General features: G+C 67.5%; 20 protein-coding genes and 1 tRNA gene. 9 read left to right on the top strand and 12 right to left on the bottom strand.

What is annotated here, in order from left to right:
* The 4 genes from QN350_RS14995 to QN350_RS14980 all read left to right on the top strand — a co-directional run.
* Nucleotides 1–1025: right-handed parallel beta-helix repeat-containing protein (locus QN350_RS14995; protein ID WP_323516874.1), on the top strand; the 1025-nt coding region annotated here is incomplete at its 5' end.
* Complete coding sequence (locus tag QN350_RS14990; RefSeq protein ID WP_322140212.1) at nt 1025–2125, top strand: hypothetical protein; 1101 nt, start codon at nt 1025–1027, stop codon at nt 2123–2125. The genes QN350_RS14995 and QN350_RS14990, both read left to right, overlap by 1 nt.
* Nucleotides 2126–2542: 417 nt before the next feature.
* Nucleotides 2543–3574 (top strand): right-handed parallel beta-helix repeat-containing protein, encoded by a 1032-nt coding sequence (locus tag QN350_RS14985; RefSeq protein ID WP_322140213.1) that lies wholly within the window; start codon nt 2543–2545, stop codon nt 3572–3574.
* Between the two features lie 208 nt (nt 3575–3782).
* The gene (locus QN350_RS14980) at nt 3783–4196 is read left to right on the top strand and encodes a universal stress protein (RefSeq protein ID WP_323502751.1); all 414 of its coding nucleotides are present in this window, start codon (nt 3783–3785) and stop codon (nt 4194–4196) included.
* A 24-nt stretch (nt 4197–4220) separates the two neighbouring features.
* On the opposite strand, the gene QN350_RS14975 is transcribed toward QN350_RS14980, so the two are convergent.
* The 3 genes from QN350_RS14975 to QN350_RS14965 form a co-directional block, all read right to left on the bottom strand.
* Nucleotides 4221–4547, bottom strand: a complete 327-nt coding sequence (locus QN350_RS14975) for a DUF805 domain-containing protein (protein WP_281535328.1) — start codon at nt 4545–4547, stop codon at nt 4221–4223.
* Between the two features lie 67 nt (nt 4548–4614).
* Nucleotides 4615–6036 carry an MFS transporter gene (locus QN350_RS14970; protein WP_322140215.1) on the bottom strand — a complete coding sequence of 474 codons (1422 nt, stop codon included), beginning with the start codon at nt 6034–6036 and terminating at the stop codon, nt 4615–4617.
* An 86-nt stretch (nt 6037–6122) separates the two neighbouring features.
* The gene (locus QN350_RS14965; protein WP_322140216.1) at nt 6123–6938 is read right to left on the bottom strand and encodes a bacteriorhodopsin; all 816 of its coding nucleotides are present in this window, start codon (nt 6936–6938) and stop codon (nt 6123–6125) included.
* A gap of 160 nt (nt 6939–7098) precedes the next feature.
* On the opposite strand from QN350_RS14965, the gene QN350_RS14960 reads away from it, so the two are divergent.
* Together QN350_RS14960 and QN350_RS14955 are read left to right on the top strand one after the other, a co-directional pair.
* Entirely contained in the window at nt 7099–7557 is a 459-nt protein-coding gene (locus tag QN350_RS14960; protein WP_322140217.1) for a MarR family transcriptional regulator, read from the top strand.
* A gap of 54 nt (nt 7558–7611) precedes the next feature.
* Entirely contained in the window at nt 7612–8400 is a 789-nt protein-coding gene (locus QN350_RS14955) for a ParA family protein (protein WP_322140218.1), read from the top strand.
* A 109-nt stretch (nt 8401–8509) separates the two neighbouring features.
* Here QN350_RS14955 and QN350_RS14950 read toward each other — a convergent pair.
* From QN350_RS14950 to QN350_RS14940, 3 genes are all read right to left on the bottom strand, one after another.
* Nucleotides 8510–8581: transfer RNA gene (locus QN350_RS14950), tRNA-Gln, on the bottom strand.
* A gap of 132 nt (nt 8582–8713) precedes the next feature.
* Nucleotides 8714–10264 carry a glutamate--tRNA ligase gene (gene gltX, locus QN350_RS14945; RefSeq protein ID WP_322140219.1) on the bottom strand — a complete coding sequence of 517 codons (1551 nt, stop codon included), beginning with the start codon at nt 10262–10264 and terminating at the stop codon, nt 8714–8716.
* A 77-nt stretch (nt 10265–10341) separates the two neighbouring features.
* Complete coding sequence (locus tag QN350_RS14940) at nt 10342–11274, bottom strand: LysR family transcriptional regulator (protein ID WP_322140220.1); 933 nt, start codon at nt 11272–11274, stop codon at nt 10342–10344.
* Nucleotides 11275–11354: 80 nt separating this feature from the next.
* On the opposite strand from QN350_RS14940, the gene QN350_RS14935 reads away from it, so the two are divergent.
* Nucleotides 11355–12461 carry an aminotransferase class V-fold PLP-dependent enzyme gene (locus QN350_RS14935; RefSeq protein WP_322140221.1) on the top strand — a complete coding sequence of 369 codons (1107 nt, stop codon included), beginning with the start codon at nt 11355–11357 and terminating at the stop codon, nt 12459–12461.
* 116 nt (nt 12462–12577) lie between these two features.
* On the opposite strand, the gene QN350_RS14930 is transcribed toward QN350_RS14935, so the two are convergent.
* Both QN350_RS14930 and QN350_RS14925 read right to left on the bottom strand, forming a co-directional pair.
* Entirely contained in the window at nt 12578–13285 is a 708-nt protein-coding gene (locus QN350_RS14930) for a type 1 glutamine amidotransferase domain-containing protein (protein ID WP_322140222.1), read from the bottom strand.
* A gap of 57 nt (nt 13286–13342) precedes the next feature.
* A complete protein-coding gene (locus QN350_RS14925) occupies nt 13343–14359 on the bottom strand; it encodes an NADP-dependent oxidoreductase (protein WP_281535362.1) in 1017 nt (338 codons plus the stop codon).
* 119 nt (nt 14360–14478) lie between these two features.
* Here QN350_RS14925 and QN350_RS14920 point away from each other — a divergent pair, with 119 nt between their 5' ends.
* Entirely contained in the window at nt 14479–15090 is a 612-nt protein-coding gene (locus QN350_RS14920) for a helix-turn-helix domain-containing protein (RefSeq protein ID WP_323502754.1), read from the top strand.
* A 97-nt stretch (nt 15091–15187) separates the two neighbouring features.
* Here QN350_RS14920 and QN350_RS14915 read toward each other — a convergent pair whose 3' ends face one another.
* The 4 genes from QN350_RS14915 to QN350_RS14900 all read right to left on the bottom strand — a co-directional run bounded on the left by QN350_RS14915 (nt 15188) and on the right by QN350_RS14900 (nt 19808).
* The gene (locus tag QN350_RS14915; RefSeq protein WP_281535364.1) at nt 15188–15952 is read right to left on the bottom strand and encodes a fumarylacetoacetate hydrolase family protein; all 765 of its coding nucleotides are present in this window, start codon (nt 15950–15952) and stop codon (nt 15188–15190) included.
* Complete coding sequence (locus QN350_RS14910) at nt 15949–17103, bottom strand: branched-chain amino acid aminotransferase (RefSeq protein ID WP_322140224.1); 1155 nt, start codon at nt 17101–17103, stop codon at nt 15949–15951. Before QN350_RS14910 ends, QN350_RS14915 begins: the two co-directional genes overlap by 4 nt.
* Complete coding sequence (locus QN350_RS14905) at nt 17100–18182, bottom strand: 3-isopropylmalate dehydrogenase (protein ID WP_322140225.1); 1083 nt, start codon at nt 18180–18182, stop codon at nt 17100–17102. Before QN350_RS14905 ends, QN350_RS14910 begins: the two co-directional genes overlap by 4 nt.
* Before the next feature lie 99 nt (nt 18183–18281).
* Nucleotides 18282–19808: an MFS transporter gene (locus QN350_RS14900; RefSeq protein ID WP_322140226.1), complete on the bottom strand. Its 1527-nt coding sequence runs from the start codon at nt 19806–19808 to the stop codon at nt 18282–18284.
* Nucleotides 19809–19897: 89 nt separating this feature from the next.
* Here QN350_RS14900 and QN350_RS14895 point away from each other — a divergent pair.
* On the top strand, nt 19898–20434 hold a 537-nt coding region (locus tag QN350_RS14895), incomplete at its 3' end, for a TetR/AcrR family transcriptional regulator (protein ID WP_323516869.1).

Genomic DNA, 20434 nt, shown 5'->3' with positions numbered 1-20434 from the left:
CCATCTCGCCGAGCGGGCCCGCCGCCCCCACTCTGTCGGCCGGGTTCCAGGACGTCACGATCGACGGCAACGCGTTCGGGCTTTTCGTCACTCACGCCGCCGGTGTCACCATCACAGACACCCGGATCACGAACAGCCTCGTCGACGGTCTCGTCTTCCACCGGTTCGTGTCCGACACGACCGTGACCCGGACAAGCGCCGTCAACAGCGGCGTCGACGGATTCACGGTGGCCAGGTCGAGCTCGGGGATCATGTTCGACCAGATCACCGCGACGAACAACGGGCGCAACGGAGTATCGATCGACGGCCGTTCGCTGGCCGATGGTCCGAGTGCGATCGGCACCAGTGTGGAATCCTTCGGTTCGAGTACAGTGACTCGCAGCACCGTCGAAGACAACCGGAGGTACGGGATCGAACTCAGCGGAGGTCAGGCGCTCGGTGTGTACTCGAGTCTCATCGCGCGCAATGACATGGGCATCGTGCTCGACGACGGGGCATCGGGTGTCGTCGTGGCGGGGAACACCCTGAAGGACCAGTCCCGCCAGTCGATCGCCGTTCGCGACCGGGTTACCGCTACCAGTGTTCGCAACAACTCGATCAGCGGCAGCCCAACGGGGGTGTACGTCCGAAACGCCGGAGCAAGCATCACCGACAACACTATCCGGGCCGCCTCCAACCACGCCGTGAGCCTCGTCGGAGACGTCACATCGGTCAGGGTCGTGAGCAACGCCCTCTCGGGCTCCGGCGCCGTTCCGGTGTGGGACGAGACCTCGACCGGGGCGGTCGTCGCAGGCAACAACCTCACGGGCTGGCAGCGCGCGACGACGGCCCTCACTCTGGCCCGGTCCGTGTTCCAGCCACTCACCGTGGTCTGGCTGTTGCTCGCCCTGCTGCTCCTCGTGACGGCACTAACCCGCAGCGGTCCCCAGTTCGGCACGATCCGGCATCCCTACGCCGAGCGCGTGCCACTCACGTCGCTCTCCCGGGGCATCGTTTCACGCGAGTCCGTCGGCGGCGCCCCCTGATGCCCGATGCCGACGACCGGGCGGATGCCCCGGCGCGCCGCCGGACGCCGTCGCGCTTGCAATGGGTACTCACCGCCGGCGTCCTCGGAGTTGCAGTCGTCAGTGTCGCCGTCATGGTGATCGTCGCCATGACGGGTCCGACCCAGAACGTCACCCAACCCACCACGCCCCCGTCCACATCGCCGGCTTCGCCTCCACCCGAGACCGTGGCCGGCTGCCCGCCGTTCACGGTGACGGTCACGACCGCGCGCGAACTCCAGGCCGCCCTCGACGCCGTGAATCCCGGCAGTGTGATCGGCCTGGCCCCCGGTGTCTATCAGGGCACATTCACACTCCGCACCAGTGGCACTGCCGACGCGCCGGTCGCACTCTGCGGCACCGCCGGGAGCATCCTCGACGGCGGCGGTGTGCAGGGTGGGTACGTGCTGCATCTCGACCGGGTGGCGTACGTGCACCTGATCGGGTTCGCCGTGCGCAACGGCCAGAAGGGCGTGATGGCGGACCAGACCCGGAACTCGCTCATCCAGGGTCTCCAGGTGTCCCAGATCGGCGACGAGGCGGTGCACCTGCGCAACAACAGCACCGACAACCGCGTCGCGGACAATCAGATCAGCGACACCGGCCTCCGCCGGCCGAAGTTCGGTGAGGGTGTCTACGTCGGAACGGCCGAGAGTAACTGGTGCGACGTGAGCGGCTGCGAGCCGGACCGCAGCGACCGGAACACGATCATCGGGAACCGGATCTCGGCGACGACCGCGGAAAGCGTGGACATCAAAGAGGGCACGAGCAACGGCATCCTCCAGCAGAACAGCTTCGACGGTTCGGGAATCACCAGCGCCGATTCCTGGGTCGACGTCAAGGGCAACGGCTGGATCATCGACGGGAACACCGGCGTCAATTCGCCGATGGATGGGTTCCAGACCCACCAGATCCTCGACGGCTGGGGTGTGGGCAACACCTTCCGCAATAACCAGGCCACGGTGAACGGCCCCGGCTACGGGTTCGCCCTCAAGCCGGCGAACGACAACGTGGTCGAGTGCAGCAATACGTCCGCTGACGCCGGCGAGGGCTCCTCGAACGTCCGCTGCGCTACCGGTTGACCCGGAAAACCAAATGGTCACTTGAAATTTCCTCAGTAACGTGTAACGTCGTGTGAACAAACGTTCCAAGTTTCCGGCAGCATTCTTGCCGTAATCTGCAGGCTGCTGTTGATCCCCGCTTCGCCTCTGTCATCGTGCACGCGACCGGTTCGGCTCCTGTCTTATTACAGGGTGCTACCGATGTCACTTGCCTCATTCTGTCGATGCAGTCATGCAGTCATGCCTTCATGCCTTCATGCCGTCATGCCGTCATGCCGTCATTCGGTCATGCGGTCATGCCGTGATGCCGTGATGCCGTCGACGACGTTCTGTGGCGCCCTGTCCACTCCGACAGGGAGTTGTCGGCCTCGTGGTCCACCCGAGGTTCGACCGGTCAGGCAGTCTTCCTGTTTCACTCCACAGGAAGCTGTTGATTTCGTGCTCCACTCATTCACTCGTTCATCCCACACAATCCCGCTCTCCCCCGTCAAACGACGGCTCTCCCCGGGTCGCATCGCCGCCGCCACCTTCCTGACCGGCGCCGTCGCGCTGGCGGGGGTCATCCTCGCCCCCGCCACGGCCCATGCCGCGACGGTCACGAACGTGTCGACATCCGCCCAATTGAAAACAGCGCTCGGCAACGCGAAGCCCGGCGACACCATCCATCTCACCGACGGCACCTACACCGGCAAATTCGAGGCCTCGGCCGCCGGAACCGGTGCGGCGCCCATCACCCTGACCGGCTCACGAGCCGCCGTGCTCACCACCGGATCGACCGGTTCCGGATACGCCCTGCACGTCACCGGGGGGCATTGGAACCTCACGGGATTCCGGGTCGACAAGGCCGCCAAGGGCATCGTGCTCGACGATTCCGACTACACGGTCATCTCGAGCGTCGACGTCGGGCACATCGGCCAGGAGGGTGTGCATGTGCGGCACAGCAGCACGAACGTGGTTCTGCGGAACTCCTACGTTCATGACACCGGCCTCACCTCCTCGAGCTACGGCGAAGGCGTCTACGTCGGCAGCGCGAACAGCAACTGGAGTTCAGTCATGGGCTCCTCGTCCTCCCCGGACAAGTCGGACAACGTGCTGATCCAGAACAACCGGATCGAGGACAACGCCGCCGAGGGGATCGACATCAAGGAGGGCACGACCGGCGGACGCATCACCGGCAACACCTTCCGCCATTCCGGCTACTCCGGCGACAACTCGGCCGATTCCTGGGTCGACGTGAAGGGCAACGGCTACGCCGTCTCCGGAAACTCCGGATCCTCAACCCTCGAGGACGCCTTCCAGGTCCACTCCGTGCTCTCCGGGTGGGGCGGCGGGAACGATTTCGCCGCCAACACCGTCACCGGCGGCGTCCCCGGCTACGAGGTCAACAACGCCTCGACGACCGCGGGCAACGTCGTACACTGCAAGACCTCCGGCGCCGGAAGCGGCCTCACCAACAAGGGCTGCAAGTAGGCATCGCAACTCCGCACTGAGTTGCGGAGAAAACACCTTTCCCGCCTCCACGAAGGTGTTTTCTCCGCAACCGGCCGGCCAGCCGAGTGCACCTCGCATTGACCGCGCGACGCAACGGTCGCATGATGGCCACACAGGGCGAGCCGTCCTGCCGAGAGAGCGGACGAATCCAATGAGTGACACCGGTGCGTTTCAGATTGTTGTGGGCGTGGATGGATCAGAGCAGTCATTGAAGGCGCTCGAGTGGGCGATCGTCGAGACGAAGCTGCGGAGCGCGGAGCTCACCATCGTGACGACGTGGTCGTACCCGATCATGGCGGGGACCCCAGGAGACATCGTTCCAGAAGACTCGTTCAAAGAGGTCTGCGAGCGCATCCAGGCTGAGGCCGTCCAGACCGCGGCCGATGCCGGCCTCACCGCGACAGGCCGCATCGTGCGAGGCAGTGCGGTCACCGTGCTCCTGGAGGCCGCCGAATCCGCCAGTCTCCTCGTCGTGGGCTCGCGGGGCCGCGGCGGCTTCACCGGCCTCCTGATGGGGTCGGTGTCCAACCAGCTCGTGCATCACGCAGCGTGCCCCGTGCTCGTCGTCCGGTCGAAGCGCGCCCCGCAGCCCCAGGGGTGACACCAGCACCCTGGGGCGCTGTGACTATCTACTCGGCCGGCAGAGCAACACGATCAGGATGATCACGCCGACGATCGGGAGCAACAGGAACCAGAGCCATTTCCAGGAAAGGCCCGCGTCCCTCAGGCGCCGCACCGCGACCGCGAGGAACGGCAGCACGATGACGACGATCCAGAGCGTGGAGAACAACCCGAACGCCGACGAGGGATTGATCGTCGAGTCGAGCGTGCTCAGTGCGAAGTCGACGATCGTCACGAAGAGCACCCACCACCAATACTCCGATCGGCGGGCGACTCCCGTGAACTGGCCGTACTTGCTGAAGACGGACGAAATCGCTTGGCCGAAGGTCATTGAGGTTCCTGACTCAGAAAAAGGGTGCCGGTCGTACCGGACGTTTGTTCATCCTCCCAGATTCCGGCTAGTGGCTCTTGAGATGGCGCATCTTGACGATGCTCACGACCACGGCGACGGCCGATCCCGCGACGGCCACGAACAGGGCATTGTTGGCTCCCTGCGCTTCGAGGGCCGGTGAAACGGACGACGCGCCTACGAGCACCAGGGCGATGCTCACGGCGGCGGCGCCCATGGACTGGGCCAGGGTCCGGTTCACATTCATCACCCCCGCCATCGCACTCGCGTGCCGGATAGGAGTCGCCGCCATCATGTCCCGATTGTTCGGCGGCTGGAAGATGGCGAAGCCCAGCCCGGTCAGGCCGGTGCTCGCGAGCACGAGCCAGACCGGCGGCTGGCCGCCGAGGAGCGACAGGGCGAGCAATCCGAAGGTGAAGACCGTCAGGCCGACCACGGGGAGCGTGCCGCCGGGGTACTTGTCGGCGAGACGACCGGAGAGCGGCGACATGATGACGATGAGGAGCGGCCAGGGGGTGAACAGCAGGGCGGATTGGAGCGGGCTCGCGTGATAGGCGCTCTGAAACAGGAAGGGCAGCGCTATGAAGGCGGCGCCCTGGCCGAAGAACGACCAGAAGGCCGTGAGGACGGCGAGTGTGACGCGCCCGTTGAACAGGCTCGGCGGCAGAACCGGCCGGGTCGCCCGCCGTTCGATCAGCACGAACACGGTCGCCAGCAGCCCGCACGCGACCAGGAGGAGCCCGGCGACCCAGAGCGTCGTTGGGTCGGCGAGCTGATGGACGCCGAGCAGGAAGCACGCGATCGCGGCCGCCGCCGTAAGGGCGCCAGCCAGGTCATAGCCCCCACGGGTGGGAAACCGACTCGGCAGGAACACGCTCCCGAGCACGGTTGCCACGGCCCCGATCGGGAGGTTGATCAGGAAGAGCCACGGCCAGTCCAGATGGGCGAGGATGAGGCCGCCGAGGGTCGGCCCCGCACAGATGCCGAGGGCGACGACCATGGCGTTCATGCCGAGCACGAATCCCAGGCGTTCCGGCGGGAAGATGCGGCGGTAGATCGGGATCGCGACGGCGAACAGCATCGCGGCGGTGACGCCTTGAATCACCCGGCTGGCCACGAGCACACCGAAACTCGGCGAGAGGGCGCAGGCCAGCGAGGCGACCGTGAACGCCGGGGTGCCGATCAGGAACATCCTCCTGCGCCCGATCTGGTCGGCGAGGCCCGTCATCGCCGGAATGGAGCAGGACACCGCGAGGAGGAAGGCCGTCGCGACCCAGACGGCATCCGCCGGCCTCACGGCCAGGTCGTGCGCCAGCTGGGGAAGCGCGACATTGACGATGGAGGTGTCGATGTTGGTCATCAACATCGACATCAGCACGGCAATCATCGCCACGTTCCGGCGCACCGGGGACATCACGATCGTGTCGTCCAGGCTGGCCGGTACCGGGACGGGAAGTGCTGAAGACGTCACTGAAGATGTCCAATGGTTGATGGGGATCAACTAGTACACTATCGCGCACTCCCCCGCCGACCGCACGACCCGTCCCGCGGACGCAGTCAGGAGCGGGTTGCGACCTCATCCCGCGAAAGTTCGATTCCGGCGAAGGTGGGGTCGTCGTCGAAGGACTTGATCCGTGCCACCTGGTAGATGATCAGCGCATAGACCGCCTTGGCGAGGATATCGGCGACGGAATAGCCGACCTGCTTGAAGACCCAGGCATCCGATCCGGAGATGTTGAGCAGCGGCAGCAGGTACGCGATCGGGTAGACGCCCCAGCTGAGCAGGAGCAGGAACCGCAGCTGGCTCAGGATCTTGCGGACACCGGTCGGCTGCTGGTCGAGGGACTTACTCAGTTGCACGAAGAGCACGAAGAGGATGTAGGCGAACGGGATGGTTGAAAGCAGGCCGAAGAGTCCGCGAAGCCCATTGTCGCCGCTGATCTCCCCCGGATAGCCGAGGATGATCATGAGCGCTGCGGCGGGAACGAGCCTCCGCAGGAGCGCGGACTGAACGGACCGCACGAGGGCGAGTACCGCGACGAGCTCGACCAGGAGCAACGGAACGGTGAGGAGCCAGTCGACGTAGCGGTAGCCCTCGTTGAAGCCGGCGCCGACCGCCTGTGAATAGTCTCCCGTCCCTCCGACGGCATCGGTCACGAACGCCGCCTTGAACGAGTCGAAGATGCGGAAGTAGTGGTAGGCGGCGATGCCGCAGACCACGATCGCCACAGTGATGGCCTGACGGTACCGCGGCAGGATACGAGGCAGGGCGATCAGGAGGAAGACAGCAGTGAAGAGCTGCGCGGCGATGACGAGGGACAGGAAGTTGTATACGGTCTCGTACTGTCCGTGCGAGAGGATATCTGGAATCATGGCGTGCTCCATAGAAGGTCAGCGTTCCGGAGATAACTTAGATCTTCAATTACATAGCAAGTAAGCTAAATCGTCAACGGTTTTCTCGCCTGATTTCGCTAAGATCAGACGTACCAGTCGTGACAAGACAAGGCTCGCTCCAGCGCAGGCCGGAGGAAACATGTACCACTCCGAAGGGACCCCCCACACGCTCAGTGGCTTTCCCGCTGCTGCTTCCGAATTCGTGAGCGCGCTCGACGGCAACCGCCGCCGGATCGCCGAGCGCGCCGGCGTGTCAGGAACGGAACTCCGAGCGCTCTTCCGCATCGCACGGCTGGTGTCCATCACTCCCAAAGACCTTGCAACGTACCTCGGAATGACCACGGGTGCCGTCACGGCGATCTCCCGGCGCCTGGTCGACATGGGCCTGCTCCACCGGATCGACCATCCCGGTGATCGCCGCAGTCTCTATCTGGAGCTGACTCCCCACGGACACGACATCATGGGCGAGATCCACCGCGAATTCAACGACATGTTGTCGGCCTCCACCGCGGCGCTGGACGCCGCGCAGCTCGAGGCCTTCACCGCTGCGCTCACCTCGGTTGCCGCCGAAGTGCGGGTCAGGTCGTCGCAGCTCTGAGGCCTCGCCCACTGGCCGGGGGGAGGCGCGATGACAACGCCGTACTATCGGAGGATGAAGGTCATCACGGTCTACAGCACCAAGGGTGGGGTCGGCAAGACGACGACGGCCGTGAACCTCGCGTGGGAAGCCTCCCGGACCTCGCGTGTCCTGCTCTGGGACCTCGACCCGCAGGGCGCCGCGACCTTCGTTCTCAACGTCAAGCCCAAGGTCAAGGGCGGCGTCACCTCGCTCGTCAGCGGCAAGACTGGAGCAGCGGCATCCGTCAAGGCCACGGCATACGAACGCCTCGACGTGCTGCCCGCCGATGAGAGCTACCGTGACCTCGACCTCGTGCTCGACGCGGCCAAGAAGTCGACCCACCGTCTCGCGCGCATCCTCGAGTCGGTGGCCAAGGACTATGACGTCGTCGTGCTCGACTGCCCTCCGGGATCGTCCCTCGTCGCAGAGAACGCCCTGCGCGCAGCCGATGTGGTGATCGTTCCGCTGGTCCCTTCTCCGCTCTCGCTGCGGTCGCTCGACCAGGTGGTCTCGATCGTCACGGAGTCCGCGAAGGCCACGCCCATCCTGGCCTTCCTCACCATGGTCGATCGGCGTAAAACCGGGCACCGGGCAGCAGCCGATTCAATGCACGACGCCCGACCGGAGGTGCTCGCGATCAGCGTGCCCGCGACCGTCGTGGTCGAACGGATGGGTGCCGCACGCGCGCCGGTCGCAGCCTTCGCTCCGAACACGATTGCCGCCCGCGCCTACGAGGACCTCTGGGCCGCAGTCGCCGTGGCAGTACATCTTACGAAGCCGGCCACGAAGCCCACGAAGAAGAGCCATCCGAAGTCCCGGTGACAGTGACTGCTGCGGGGAAAGGCTGCTCCGCAGGCCGAGACCTGTCTGAGAAGACCACCGGAGGCAAAAAAGAACCCCTGAGATTCCGTGGGAAACTCAGGGGCTAAAGCTGGGGTACCTGGACTCGAACCAAGAACAACTGAACCAGAATCAGTCGTGTTGCCAATTACACCATACCCCATTGGCCGTTGGCCTCTCCGTGGAGTTACTCCGCGGATTGGCCGACTCGTAACTCTAACCCACAGAGCGGATGCTGGCCAAACTGAGCGCCACATCGGCGGGTTGCGAGCCCCGAATCATCGGTTCACGCCAGTCAGCTCGAGGTCACCGGCGAGCTCGCCGCGTCCGCGGCCACGACCGCAGAGAGCGCCCCGAGCCGTGCGAGCGACTCCGTGCGGCCAAGGATCTCCATCGACTCGAAGAGCGGCGGAGACACCTTGCGGCCCGAGATCGCGACGCGCAGCGGCCCGAAGGCGACCCGCGGCTTGAGCCCGAGGCCGTCGATGAGCGCGGTAGTGAGCGCCTCGTGCACGCGGTCGTGGGTCCACTCGGCCTCGGGAATGCTCTCGAGAGTCGTCGCGGAGGCGGCGAGGATTTCGGCGGCGTTCTTCGGGAGGCTCGCGAGGGCATCCGCCTCGTGCACGAGCGCCTCGCTCGTGACGAACAGGAAGCCGAGCATGCCGGGCGCCTCGCCGAGCAGGGCGATGCGTTCCTGGATCAGCGGAGCGGCCGCCGTAAGCACGGCCTGGCGGGCGTCACCGAGCGGCAGGTCGACGACTCCGGCGGAGACGAGGTAGGGCACGATCCGGGCAGCGAAGTCCGCGGGCTCCAGCAGGCGGATGTGGTCGCCGTTGATCGACTCGGCCTTCTTGAGGTCGAAGCGCGCCGGGTTCGGGTTGACGTTCTCCACGTCGAACGCGGCCACGAGCTCGTCGACGCTGAAGACGTCCTGGTCCTTGGAGAGTGACCAGCCGAGCAGCGAGAGGTAGTTGAGCAGTCCCTCGGGGATGAACCCACGCTCGCGGTGCAGGAACAGGTTCGACTCGGGGTCGCGCTTGGAGAGCTTCTTGTTCTTGTCGCCCATCACGTAGGGCAGGTGGCCGAAGCGCGGCACGAACGTCGTCAGGCCGATCTCGATCAGCGCCTGGTAGAGCGCGATCTGGCGCGGCGTCGAGGACAGCAGGTCTTCGCCGCGGAGCACGTGGGTGACGCCCATCAGCGCGTCGTCGACGGGGTTGACAAAGGGGTAGAGCGGATGCCCGTTGGGGCGCACCACGACGAAGTCGCTGAACGATCCGGCCGGGAAGGTGATCTCGCCGCGGACGAGGTCGTCGAAGCTGATCTCGGTGTCCGGTACCTTGAGCCGCAGCGCGGGGGCACGGCCCTCGGCGCGGTACGCGGCGCGCTGGTCTTCGGTGAGGTCACGCTCGAAGTTGTCGTAGCCCTGCTTGGGGTCGCGGCCGAGGGACACGTTGCGCGCCTCGATTTCCTCACCGGTCGCGAAGCTCTCGTAGATGTGGCCGGAGGCCTTGAGCTGCTCGACGACGTCGCGGTAGATGTCGTAGCGCTCGGACTGGCGGTACGGTCCGTGCGGTCCCCCGACGTCGACGCCCTCGTCCCAGTCGAGCTTCAGCCAGCGCAGGGCGTCCTTGAGCTGGAGGTAGCTTTCCTCGCTGTCGCGGGCGGGATCGGTGTCCTCGATCCGGAAGATGAAGGTGCCGCCGGTGTGGCGTGCGTAGGCCCAGTTGAACATGGCCGTGCGAACGAGGCCCACGTGCGGGGTTCCGGTCGGTGAGGGGCAGAACCGCACGCGGACATCCGTGCCGGTCGCGGTGGAAAATGGGTACACAGTGGTCTCAGACATCGGTATCGAGTCTACTTGGCGCGTAGATCACACGAGTGGGCGCACGCGGGGACAGGTGCGTGCCTGCGTGCGGGGCACTATCGGGCGGATACCGTGAGCGATGCGAGTGCGCGGAGGGTCTCCCCCAGCGCCGGCACGCCAATGGCCCCGTCAGCGGTGACGGCATGGAGCGTGCGGTACTCTCCCGGCCGGGTCGGACGGATCAGCACTCCCGACCGAGCGCCGACGGAGTCGATCGCGAGCGTCGGCAGCACGGCGACGCCGATGCCGGCGCCGACCATGCCGAAGACCGCGGCGACATTGTCGGTCTCGTAGGAGATGTCCGGAACGAACCCGCGCCGTTCGCAGAGCTCGAGCAGGTGCCCGCGGCAGCGCGGGCAGCCGCCGATCCAGCGCTCACCCGCGAGATCGCCGAGGTCGATCGACTCCGCATCGCCGAACCGGTGGCCGGCCGGAACCACGAGCAGCACCTCGTCCCGTCCGAGCGTCGTGACCGAGAGCCCCTCCGCGCTGTCCCGGTGCGGATCGACGAGGTCACCCGGGTAGCTGAACGTGATCGCGAGGTCGACGCGGTTCTCGCGCACGAGGGCGACGGCCTCGGGTGGTTCGGCCTCGACATAGGTGATCGACAGCCCCGGATGCCGCCTCCCCAGGTCGGCGAGCAGGCGCGGCACGATCGTCGCGGACGCAGAGGGAAAGGCCGCAACCCGCACCCGGCCGGCCCGGAGACCCTGGAGTTCGGCGAGGTCGCCTGCGGCGGCGTCGAGGGCTCCGGTCACGGTACGGGCGTGCCGGGCGAGCAACCGGCCGGCCTCGGTGAGGCGCACACCCCGGCCGACCCGCTCCACCAGAGCGAGTCCCACCCGCAGCTCGAGGCGCTTGAGCTGCTGGCTGACCGCGGGCTGGCTGTAGCCGAGGGCGCGGGCCGCTGCCGTGATCGAACCGTGCTCGGCGAGAGCCTGAACGATGCGCAGCGAATGGGAGTCGAGGGCGGAATCGGCGAGAGGCATCCCCAAGGATAACGCTGGGTTATGGTTTCTATCACTCACTGGCGATTGTCGAATGAGTGCGAGCGGCGGATGCTGGAGGAATGACCAGCCCAGACTCCCCCGACACGACCCGCTCGCGAATCGACGGTCCTCCACTGGGCATCCCCGCAGCCCGGGCGCAGTTCCCCGGCGGGCGCGGGTACCTCGCCGCCTGCACGCTCGGGCTGCCGACGGCCGGAACGGTCGCGGCCCTTCGCGCAGACCTCGACGCCTGGGCGAGCGGCTCTGCCTCGGCCGCAGGGTACGCCGCGCTCGTCGAACGGGTGCGTGCCGTCTACGCGCGGCTCGTGACGGTACCGGTGAGCCGGGTGGCAATCGGTTCCCAGGCTTCCGTGCTCGCGGGCCTCGTGGCCGCGAGCGTTCCGGACGGGGCGGAGGTGCTCTGCGTCGACGGCGACTTCAGCTCCATGGTCTTCCCGTTCCTGAACCAGGCCCACCGCGGCGTCACTGTGCGACACGTTCCCCTCGCTCACCTGGCCGAGAGCATCACGGGCAACACCTGGTTGGTCTCCTGGTCACTCGTCCAGTCCGCGACGGGCGCTGTCGCCGAGACGACGGCGATCATCGCCGCTGCGCGCCGTCACGGGACCTTCACCCTGTGCGACACCTCCCAGGCAGCCGGGTGGATGCCGGTGGACGCCTCGGTCTTCGACGCCACGATCTGCCACGCGTACAAGTGGTTGTGCGCGCCGCGCGGCGTGGCTTTCCTCACGATTGCCGAGGGGTTCGGCTCCGTCGTGCGCCCGGCCCAGGCCGGCTGGTACGCCGGCGAGGACGTCTGGGGCTCCTGTTACGGGCCGGGAATGCGGCTCGCGGCCGACGCCCGTCGTTTCGACGTGTCGCCGGCGTGGCAAGCCTGGGTCGGCGCGGAACCCGCCCTCGAGTTCTTCGGCACACTCGACCTGGCCGAGGTGCGACGGTACGACGTGGGCCTCGCCGACGCCTTCCGCGCCGGACTCGGCATCGACCCGACCGAACAGACCGGCCAGGCCACCGTGACGTGGGCGGATGCCGCGGGCACCGACCTCGCGCGCCTCACGGCGGCCGGACTCACGGCATCCGGTCGGGCGGGCCGCGCCCGCGTTGCCTTCCACCTCTGGAACGATGCCGACGACGTTCAGGACGCCCTCCGCGCCCTGGGCCGCTGACGAGACAGCCAGCGGCACCTGCACCTGCACCTGCACCTGCACAGAGTGAGGTGTCGCAGATCGAGGTTCGCGCGCCCGCGGAACCTCGATCTGCGACACCTCAGGCGCGCGCGGTCCTACTTCTTGGCAGCGACGACCGAGATGATGCGGGCCGCGAGCTCGCCGGAGGATGCCGGGTTCTGGCCGGTGTAGAGGTTGCGGTCGACCTCGATGTGCGCCGTGAACGGGGCCGCCTCGACGAAGTCAGCGCCGAGATCGACCAGGCGGGTCTGGACCAGCCACGGTGCCTTGGGCGCCAGGCCTCCGATGACCTCTTCCTCGTTGGTGAAGCCGGTCATGCGATATCCCGTGAACGGCCAGCTGCCGTCCGCGCGCTTCGCGGCGAGGAGGGCGGCCGGCGCGTGGCACAACACGGCCAGGATCCGGTCGGTGTCGAGCGCCTCGGTCATGAGTGCGCCGGAGGTCGCGTCGACCGCGAGGTCCTCCATCGGTCCGTGGCCGCCCGGGTAGAAGACGACGTCGTAGTCGGCGACGACGATGTCGTCGATGCTGCGCGGAGCGTCGAGCTCCTCGCCGATCGACCCGAGGTACGCCACGATCTCGGCGGCGCGTTCCTCGCCGCCGGCCGACTGCGCCGTGAGGCTGCCGCGGTCGATCGTGGGCGGAACCCCGCCCGGAGTCGCGATGGTGATGGACCATCCGGCCTCGCTGAACAGGCGGTGCGGTTCCGCGAGCTCCTCAGCCCAGTATCCGGTCGGGTGCAGGGTGCCGTCGTTGAGGGTCCAGTGGTCAGCGGCGCTGACGACGAAGAGTACGTGGGCCATGATTCTCCAATGTTCAAAAATGGGTGGATGCGGGTAGTGGAGCGGTTGCGAGCCGGCTCAGGCGGTCGTGCGCACGACCATTTTGCCGGTGTTCTCGCCGCGCATGAGGCCGAGGAACGCCTCGACGGCGTTGTCGATCCCGTCGACGACGGTCTCGTCGAAGACGACGGCCCCACTGGTCAGCCAGCCGGACATCTCGGCCGAGAACGCGCCGAAGTGCTGCAGGTAGTTGCCGACGGTGAAGCCCTTCAGGGTGAGCCCGCGGGTCACGATGTTCGACATGTTGCGAGGCCCGGCGGATGCCTCCGTAGTGTTGTAGAGGGAGATCGCGCCGCAGAGGGCCGCGCGGCCTCCGTCGTTGAAGGCGCCGAGGGCCGCCTCGAGGTGCTCTCCCCCGACGTTGTCGAAGTAGACGTCGATGCCGTCGGGCGCTGCGAGGGCGAGCTGGCCGGCGATATCGCCGTCCTTGTAGTTGAAGGCGGCGTCGAAGCCGTACTTGCTCGTGAGCAGCGCGACCTTCTCGGGCGTTCCCGCCGAGCCGACGACGCGGCCGGCGCCCTTGAGGCGGGCGATCTGACCGACCATGCTGCCGACAGCGCCGGCCGCGCCGGAAACGAAGACGGTGTCGCCGGGCTTCATGCCTGCGATGTCGAGGAGGCCGACATAGGCGGTGAGCGCGGTCATCCCGAGCACGCCGAGGTAGGCGGAGAGCGGAACGCCGGGCAGTTCGGGCACGACGCGGAAGCCCTCGGCGGGTGCCTGAACGAGGTCGCGCCAGCCGAACTGGTGCACGACGACGTCGCCGACGGCCACTCCGTCGGCAGCGGATGCCACGACCCGGCCGACCGCGCCGCCGGACATGGTCTCGTCGAGCGCGTAGGGCGGCGAGTAGCTCTTCACGTCGTTCATCCGGCCGCGCATGTACGGGTCGACCGACACGAACTCGTTGGCGACGCGGATCTCTCCGGGCGCGAGGTCGGGAAGGTCGACGTGGACCGTGCGGAAGTCGTCCGCCGTCGGCCATCCGACCGGGCGGGCGGCGAGTTGGATCTGGGTGCTGGTATTCGCGGTCATGGATGACTCCTGAACTTCTGATGTGCCGAACGTGGGGCTCGGAACGTTTTTGTACCGACTGGTTTACTATATGCTGGATCGAACGGTACACAAAAACCGTCCACTGACTGGAGACCGAAATGGGCCGCATGCCGAGCTTTGATGCTCCCGTCGTCGTGACCGCGGCGCGCGACCTCTTCTGGGACCGCGGCTTCGAGGCGGCGTCCCTGGCCGACCTCGAGCGGGTCACCGGGCTGGGCCGCTCGAGCCTGTATCACGCGTTCGGAAGCAAACGCGGGCTCTTCGACGCTGCGGTCGCGGACTACCTGGAGACGGTCATCCGCCCGCGCCTGCGCCCGCTTCTCGCCGAGTCGGCGGGCCGTGCGGCCCTGCTCGAGTACTACGGCGGCCTGAGCCTGGCCGTTGCCTCGCTTCCGGCGGATTCACCCCGCCGGGGCTGCCTGCTGGTCAACTGCGCCGCGGGACTCGCCGGGCACGACGACCTGGCCAGGAAGGTCGTCGACGATTACCGCTCAGAGCTCACGGCGGCGCTGCGCCATGCCCTCGCGGGAGCCGCGGCCGCGGCCGAGACCACACCGGGCACGGGTGCCGCGCCCGCGGTCCTCGACGAACGCGCCCGCACCCTCGCCTCGCTGTCGATGAGCGTCATGTTGCTCGCCCGGGTGAACCGGGACGAGTCGCTCGCGCTCCTCGCCACGGCCGCCGCCCAGGTCCAGTCCTGGCACCCCTGACGAATTCGACGGAGTTTTTGCCCGGAAAGCGCTTAAATCGCGTTCCCACGTGCCGAAAACCCAAAATCTCCGTCGAATTCGTTCGGGGCAGGTGGGGCTAGAGGCGCTTGACCGGGTTCGTCAGGATGCCGATGCCCGGGATCTCGATCTGCACCGCGTCGCCGTCGTGGACCTTTTCGGCCCGGTCAGGGGCGCCCGTGAGGATCACGTCGCCCGGCAGGAGCGTGAAGACGCTCGACACGAACGCGACGACCTCGGCGATGGAGTGCTTGTAGAGCGCAGCCGTCCCCTTCTGGAACTTCTCGCCGTTGACCCGGCCGGTCAGGTGCAGGCTGTTCCAGTCGTACTCGGTGTCGATGACGGGGCCGAGCGGGCAGAACGAGTCGAAGCTCTTGGCGCGGGCGAGCTGGCCGTCGCGCTCGAGGAGATCCCGCGCTGTGACGTCGTTCGCGATGGTGTACCCGAAGATGACGTCCTCGGCGTTCTCGACCGTCACGTTCTTCGCGATCTTGCCGATCACGATGGCAAGCTCGCCTTCGACGCGCACGTCGTGGGACTGCGCGGGCAGGAAGATCGGGTCGTCCGGGCCGATGACCGCGGTGTTCGGCTTGAGGAAGAACAGCGGCTCCCGCGGTTCGGCGTGCTCGCGTTCCTCGTCGTCGGAGTAGAACGCGTGCGCCATGCCGACGATCTTGGACCGCGGGATCACGGGTGCGAGCAGTTTCACGTCGCGCAGGGCGACCCGGTCGCCGGTGGGATCGTACCCGGCGAACATCGGGTCGCCCTTGAGCACGACGAGTTCATCGTCGTCGACGATGCCGAAGGCGATCACGCCCTCCTGGCTGAACCGCGCGACCTTCACGCCTGGTCCGCGGGCACGTCGAGGCGGGTGAGCCAGCCATGCCGGTCGGGCAGCCGCCCGTACTGGATGTCGGTCAGCTCCTGGCGGAGGGCCATCGTGAGCGTGCCGGCCGGGGCATCCGCGTCGCCGATGGCCAGGCCGTCAGGGCCCTTGAGCTGCGAGATCGGGGTGACCACGGCGGCGGTGCCGCACGCGAACACCTCGGTGATGGCACCGGATGCGATTCCGTCGCGCCAGTCGTCCAGCGTCACGTCGCGCTCCTCGACGGTCAGTCCGCGGTCGCGGGCGAGCTGGATGATGCTGTCGCGTGTGACACCCTCGAGGATGGTTCCGGTCAGCCGCGGGGTGACGAGCGTGTCGGTGCCGTAGACGAAGAAGACGTTCATGCCGCCGAGTTCGTCGATGTGCGAACCGGTCTCCCCGTCGAGGAAGAGCACCTGGGCGCAATCGTTGTCGTAGGCCTGCATCTGCGGCAGGAGCGAGGCTGCGTAGTTGCCGCCGCACTTCGCGGCTCCGGTGCCGCCGCGGCCGGCGCGGGCGTATTCGGTCGAGAGCCAGATCTTGATCGGGGCCACGCCGTTGGCGAAGTAGGCGCCGGCGGGGCTCGCGATGACGTAGTAGCCGACCTTGTGGGCGGCGCGCACGCCGAGGAAGCTCTCGTTCGCGATCATGAACGGCCGCAGGTACAGGCTCGTCTCGTGGTCCGACGGCACCCAGTCGCCGTCGACGGCGATCATCTGCCGGATGGATTCGATGAAATCGCTCTCGGAGAGCTCCGGCAGGGCGAGCCTGCGTGCCGAACGCTGCAGCCGGTCGGCGTTCTTCTCCGGGCGGAAGGTCCAGATCGAGCCGTCGGCGTGGCGGTAGGCCTTGAGGCCCTCGAAGATCTCCTGGCCGTAGTGCAGCACCGATGAGGCCGGGTCGAGCTGCAACGGGCCGTACGGGATGACCCGGGCGTCGTGCCAGCCCTCCTCGACGGTCCAGTCGATCGAGACCATGTGGTCGGTGAACTTCTTGCCGAAACCGGGGTCGGCGAGGATCTCCTCGCGCTCGGCCCTCGTGCGCGCCATCGTGGACGGCGTCAGGCTGAAGGTCAGCGGGAAAGCGCCCGTTGTCGTGGTGGTGGTGTCGCTCAGTGCTGCCTGGCTCATTGGAGTCCCTTGTCTGTCATTCGAGTCACGATGGCGTCGCCCACCTCGGTGGTACCGCGCGACGCCGTGAATGCCCCATTTTCCGTACGGGCCGCGATATCGGCGACCACCGCGTCCCGAACCCGGGCCGCGGCATCCGTCAAGCCCAGGTGATCGAGCAGAAGGGCGACGGAAAGGATGGCGGCCGTCGGATCCGCAAGCTGCTTGCCCGCGATGTCGGGGGCCGAACCGTGCACCGGTTCGAACATGCTCGGGAACCGGCCGTCCGGGTTGATGTTCCCGGATGCTGCCAGGCCGATGCCGCCGCTGATTGCGGCCGCCAGGTCGGTGAGGATGTCGCCGAAGAGGTTGTCCGTGACGATGACATCAAATCTACTCGGATTTGAGACGAGGAAAATCGTCGCGGCATCCACGTGCAGGTAGTCGACGGTCACGTCCGGGTATTCGGCGGCGACGGTCGTCACGATCCGCTGCCACAGGCCGCCGGCGAAAACGAGCACGTTGGTCTTGTGCACGAGGGTCAGGTGCCGGGCGGCGCGGCCCTGGGCGACCTCGAAGGCGTAGCGCACGACGCGTTCGACGCCGAAGGCGGTGTTGACCGAGACCTCATTGGCGACTTCGTGCGCGGTGCCCTGGCGGATGGCGCCGCCGTTGCCGACGTACGGCCCTTCCGTGCCCTCCCGCACGACGACGAAGTCGACGTTGCCGGGAGCCGCGAGCGGGCTCGGCACCCCGGGGAACAGCACGCTCGGTCGCAGGTTGACGTAGTGGTCGAGGGAGAAGCGCAGCTTGAGCAGGAGTCCCCGCTCGATGTTCGCGTTCGCGAGGCGCGGGTCCCCAGGCACTCCCCCGACGGCGCCGAGCAGGATGGCGTCGTGGGCGGCGATCGACCCGAGGTCCTCGTCGGTGAGCACGTCGCCCGTCTCGAGGAACCGGGTCGCGCCGAGCGAGAACCAGGTCAGCGCGAACTCGACGTCGTCGGTCGCTGTCGCGGCGCTGAGCACCTTGACCGCTTCCGCGACGACTTCGGGCCCGATCCCGTCTCCGGGAATGACGGCGAGCTTGATGTGACGGGGCATGGGACTCCTGGGGGCTCGGATTGCTGTACCCAAACCCTACTGCGACGCGTCAGGTCGGGTGATCCCCGCATCGCCGTCCCGCCCCGGCTGGGCGCCGGTTCAGCGCGCCGAGCGCAGCGCGACGAGGGCGACCACGGCGGCCACGACCACGAGACCGGCACCGATCCAGGCGGTCGGACCGATCCCGGTCAGGAAGGCCTCCCGCGCAGATTCCAGCAGCATCCGGCCGGCTCCGCCCGGCAGCTCGGCCGCAACGGCGACGGCCCCGCCGAGGGTCTCCCCCGCGGCGGCCCGCTGTGCGGCACCGAGCCCGTCGGGCAGCACCACCGCGGAGCGGTATGCCGAGGTGAGGATACTGCCCAGCACCGTGGTGCCGAGAACAGCGCCCAGTTCGTACGCGGTTTCCCCGACAGCGGATGCCGCACCCATCTTCTCGGGCGGCGCGCTCGCCACGATCAGTTCGTTGGACACCGTCTCGGCGGCCCCGATCCCGATCCCGAGGGCGACGAAGGCGACGGCCACACCGGCGGCGCCGAATCCGGCGCCGCCGACCGCGAAGGCCGCGTACCCGGCCGCAGAGAACAGCAGCCCGGCCGGAACCACGATCGACGGCCGGATCCGCTTGGCGATCGGGACGACGATCAATCCGGCCAGGATCATCGCCACCAGGCCCGGTACGAGCACGAGGCCCGCAGCGAGGGGTTCCAGTCCGAGAACGAGCTGGAGGTACTGCGAGACGAAGAACAGTCCGCCGACGAGCGCGACGACGCTCAGGAAGTTGACCGCGACGGCCCCGCTGAACGAGCCGCGACGGAAGAGCGCGAGGTCGAGCATCGGCGCGCGGAGACGCCGCTGCCGCCGGGTGAAGAGCAGGCCGGCCACGAGCCCCACCGCGATTGACGCGATTCCGGCGAGACCGAACCCGGTGTCGGCGAGCGTCTTGATGCCGAAAACGATCGGGAACATCGTCACGAGCGACAGCAGGATGCTGGGCACGTCGATCGCGCCCGGGTTCGGGTCCCGGGATTCCGGCACGATCAGCGGCGCCACCACGAGCAGGGGCAGTAGCAGCGGGACGGCGAGCAGGAAGACCGATCCCCATTCCCCGTTCTCGAGGATGAGGCCGCCGACCACGGGGCCGAGTGCGCTTCCGGCCGCGAAGCCGCTGGCCCAGACGGCGATGGCGAGGCGGCGCTCGTTGCGCTCGGTGAAGACGGAGCGCAGCAGCGCGAGCGTCGGCGGCATCAACATCGCCCCGAAGATACCGAGAGCCGCACGGTCGAGGATGAGCCATTCGATGCTCGGCGCGAAGGAGGCGATCACCGACATGACTCCGAAGCCCGCGGAGCCGATCAAGAGCAGGCGGCGGCGGCCGATCCGGTCGCCGAGGCTGCCCATCGAAACCAGCAGCCCCGCGAGCACGAGGGGGTAGATGTCGATCACCCAGAGCAGCTGGGTGCCGCTCGGGCTGAGCGCCTCGGAGATCTGCGGCAGGGCCAGGTTGAGCACGGTGTTGTCGATCGACACGAGCAGCACCGGCAGCATCAGCACCGCAAGGGCCCACCAGCGTCGCACAGGCGCGGTGCCGGGCTCGAGGAGGATCCGGGGGCGGGTCGGGGTTGACACGGTGCAACAACTTTCCGGGAGGGGACGGGTGAACCCGCCGCAGGAGGGGAGCGGCACAAAATATACCGTCCAGACGGTACAGTAGCACTATGACACCCTCGCCCGTTCAGCCACCGCTCCGGTCAGCCGAGCATTCCCCGACCCGGACCCGGATCCTCGACGCGTTCACCGGGCTCCTGATCGACCAGGGCGAACGTTCGGCCACCCTCGAGAACGTCGCCGCTGCGGCCGGCCTCTCGAAGGGCGGGCTGCTCTACCATTTCGGATCGAAGGAAGCCCTGGTCCAGGGACTGCTCACCCGGCTGGAGGAGCTCGTCGCCGAGGACATCCTGCAGATCCGCTCAGCGGTGGCCGGTCCCGTCGACTACCTGATCCGCACCTCGATGAGCGAGGGCACGCCCCTGGACCGAACGATCGCGGGAGCCGTGCGCCTGGCGCAGGGATCTCATCCGCTGGCCAACACGGCAGTGGTCTCGATGCGGCGCCAGTGGCTGGCCGTGATCGAGGAGGCCGTCGGGGATCCGGACGTCGCAGAGGCGATCCTGTTGATCAGTGACGGGCTGTACTTCGGTTCCACCATCACGAGCGCCGCCCATCCCGCCCCCCCCGGGGGGGGGGGGGGGGGG

Origin of the sequence: Cryobacterium sp. 10I5, assembly GCF_035019865.1 — a bacterium.
Lineage (GTDB): Bacteria > Actinomycetota > Actinomycetes > Actinomycetales > Microbacteriaceae > Cryobacterium > Cryobacterium breve_A.
Note: the sequence above shows the minus strand (reverse complement) of the source record. Positions and strands in the feature narration are given on the sequence as shown.

What these genes read in the sequence shown, in the direction of transcription:
- QN350_RS14990 (WP_322140212.1), top strand. Translation starts at nt 1,025, where the DNA reads ATGCCCGATGCCGACGACCGGGCGGATGCCCCGGCGCGCCGCCGGACG.
- QN350_RS14975 (WP_281535328.1), bottom strand. Translation starts at nt 4,547, where the DNA reads ATGACCTTCGGCCAAGCGATTTCGTCCGTCTTCAGCAAGTACGGCCAG.
- QN350_RS14965 (WP_322140216.1), bottom strand. Translation starts at nt 6,938, where the DNA reads ATGATTCCAGATATCCTCTCGCACGGACAGTACGAGACCGTATACAAC.
- QN350_RS14960 (WP_322140217.1), top strand. Translation starts at nt 7,099, where the DNA reads ATGTACCACTCCGAAGGGACCCCCCACACGCTCAGTGGCTTTCCCGCT.
- QN350_RS14955 (WP_322140218.1), top strand. Translation starts at nt 7,612, where the DNA reads ATGAAGGTCATCACGGTCTACAGCACCAAGGGTGGGGTCGGCAAGACG.
- gltX (WP_322140219.1), bottom strand. Translation starts at nt 10,264, where the DNA reads ATGTCTGAGACCACTGTGTACCCATTTTCCACCGCGACCGGCACGGAT.
- QN350_RS14940 (WP_322140220.1), bottom strand. Translation starts at nt 11,274, where the DNA reads ATGCCTCTCGCCGATTCCGCCCTCGACTCCCATTCGCTGCGCATCGTT.
- QN350_RS14935 (WP_322140221.1), top strand. Translation starts at nt 11,355, where the DNA reads ATGACCAGCCCAGACTCCCCCGACACGACCCGCTCGCGAATCGACGGT.
- QN350_RS14930 (WP_322140222.1), bottom strand. Translation starts at nt 13,285, where the DNA reads ATGGCCCACGTACTCTTCGTCGTCAGCGCCGCTGACCACTGGACCCTC.
- QN350_RS14925 (WP_281535362.1), bottom strand. Translation starts at nt 14,359, where the DNA reads ATGACCGCGAATACCAGCACCCAGATCCAACTCGCCGCCCGCCCGGTC.
- QN350_RS14920 (WP_323502754.1), top strand. Translation starts at nt 14,479, where the DNA reads ATGGGCCGCATGCCGAGCTTTGATGCTCCCGTCGTCGTGACCGCGGCG.
- QN350_RS14910 (WP_322140224.1), bottom strand. Translation starts at nt 17,103, where the DNA reads ATGAGCCAGGCAGCACTGAGCGACACCACCACCACGACAACGGGCGCT.
- QN350_RS14905 (WP_322140225.1), bottom strand. Translation starts at nt 18,182, where the DNA reads ATGCCCCGTCACATCAAGCTCGCCGTCATTCCCGGAGACGGGATCGGG.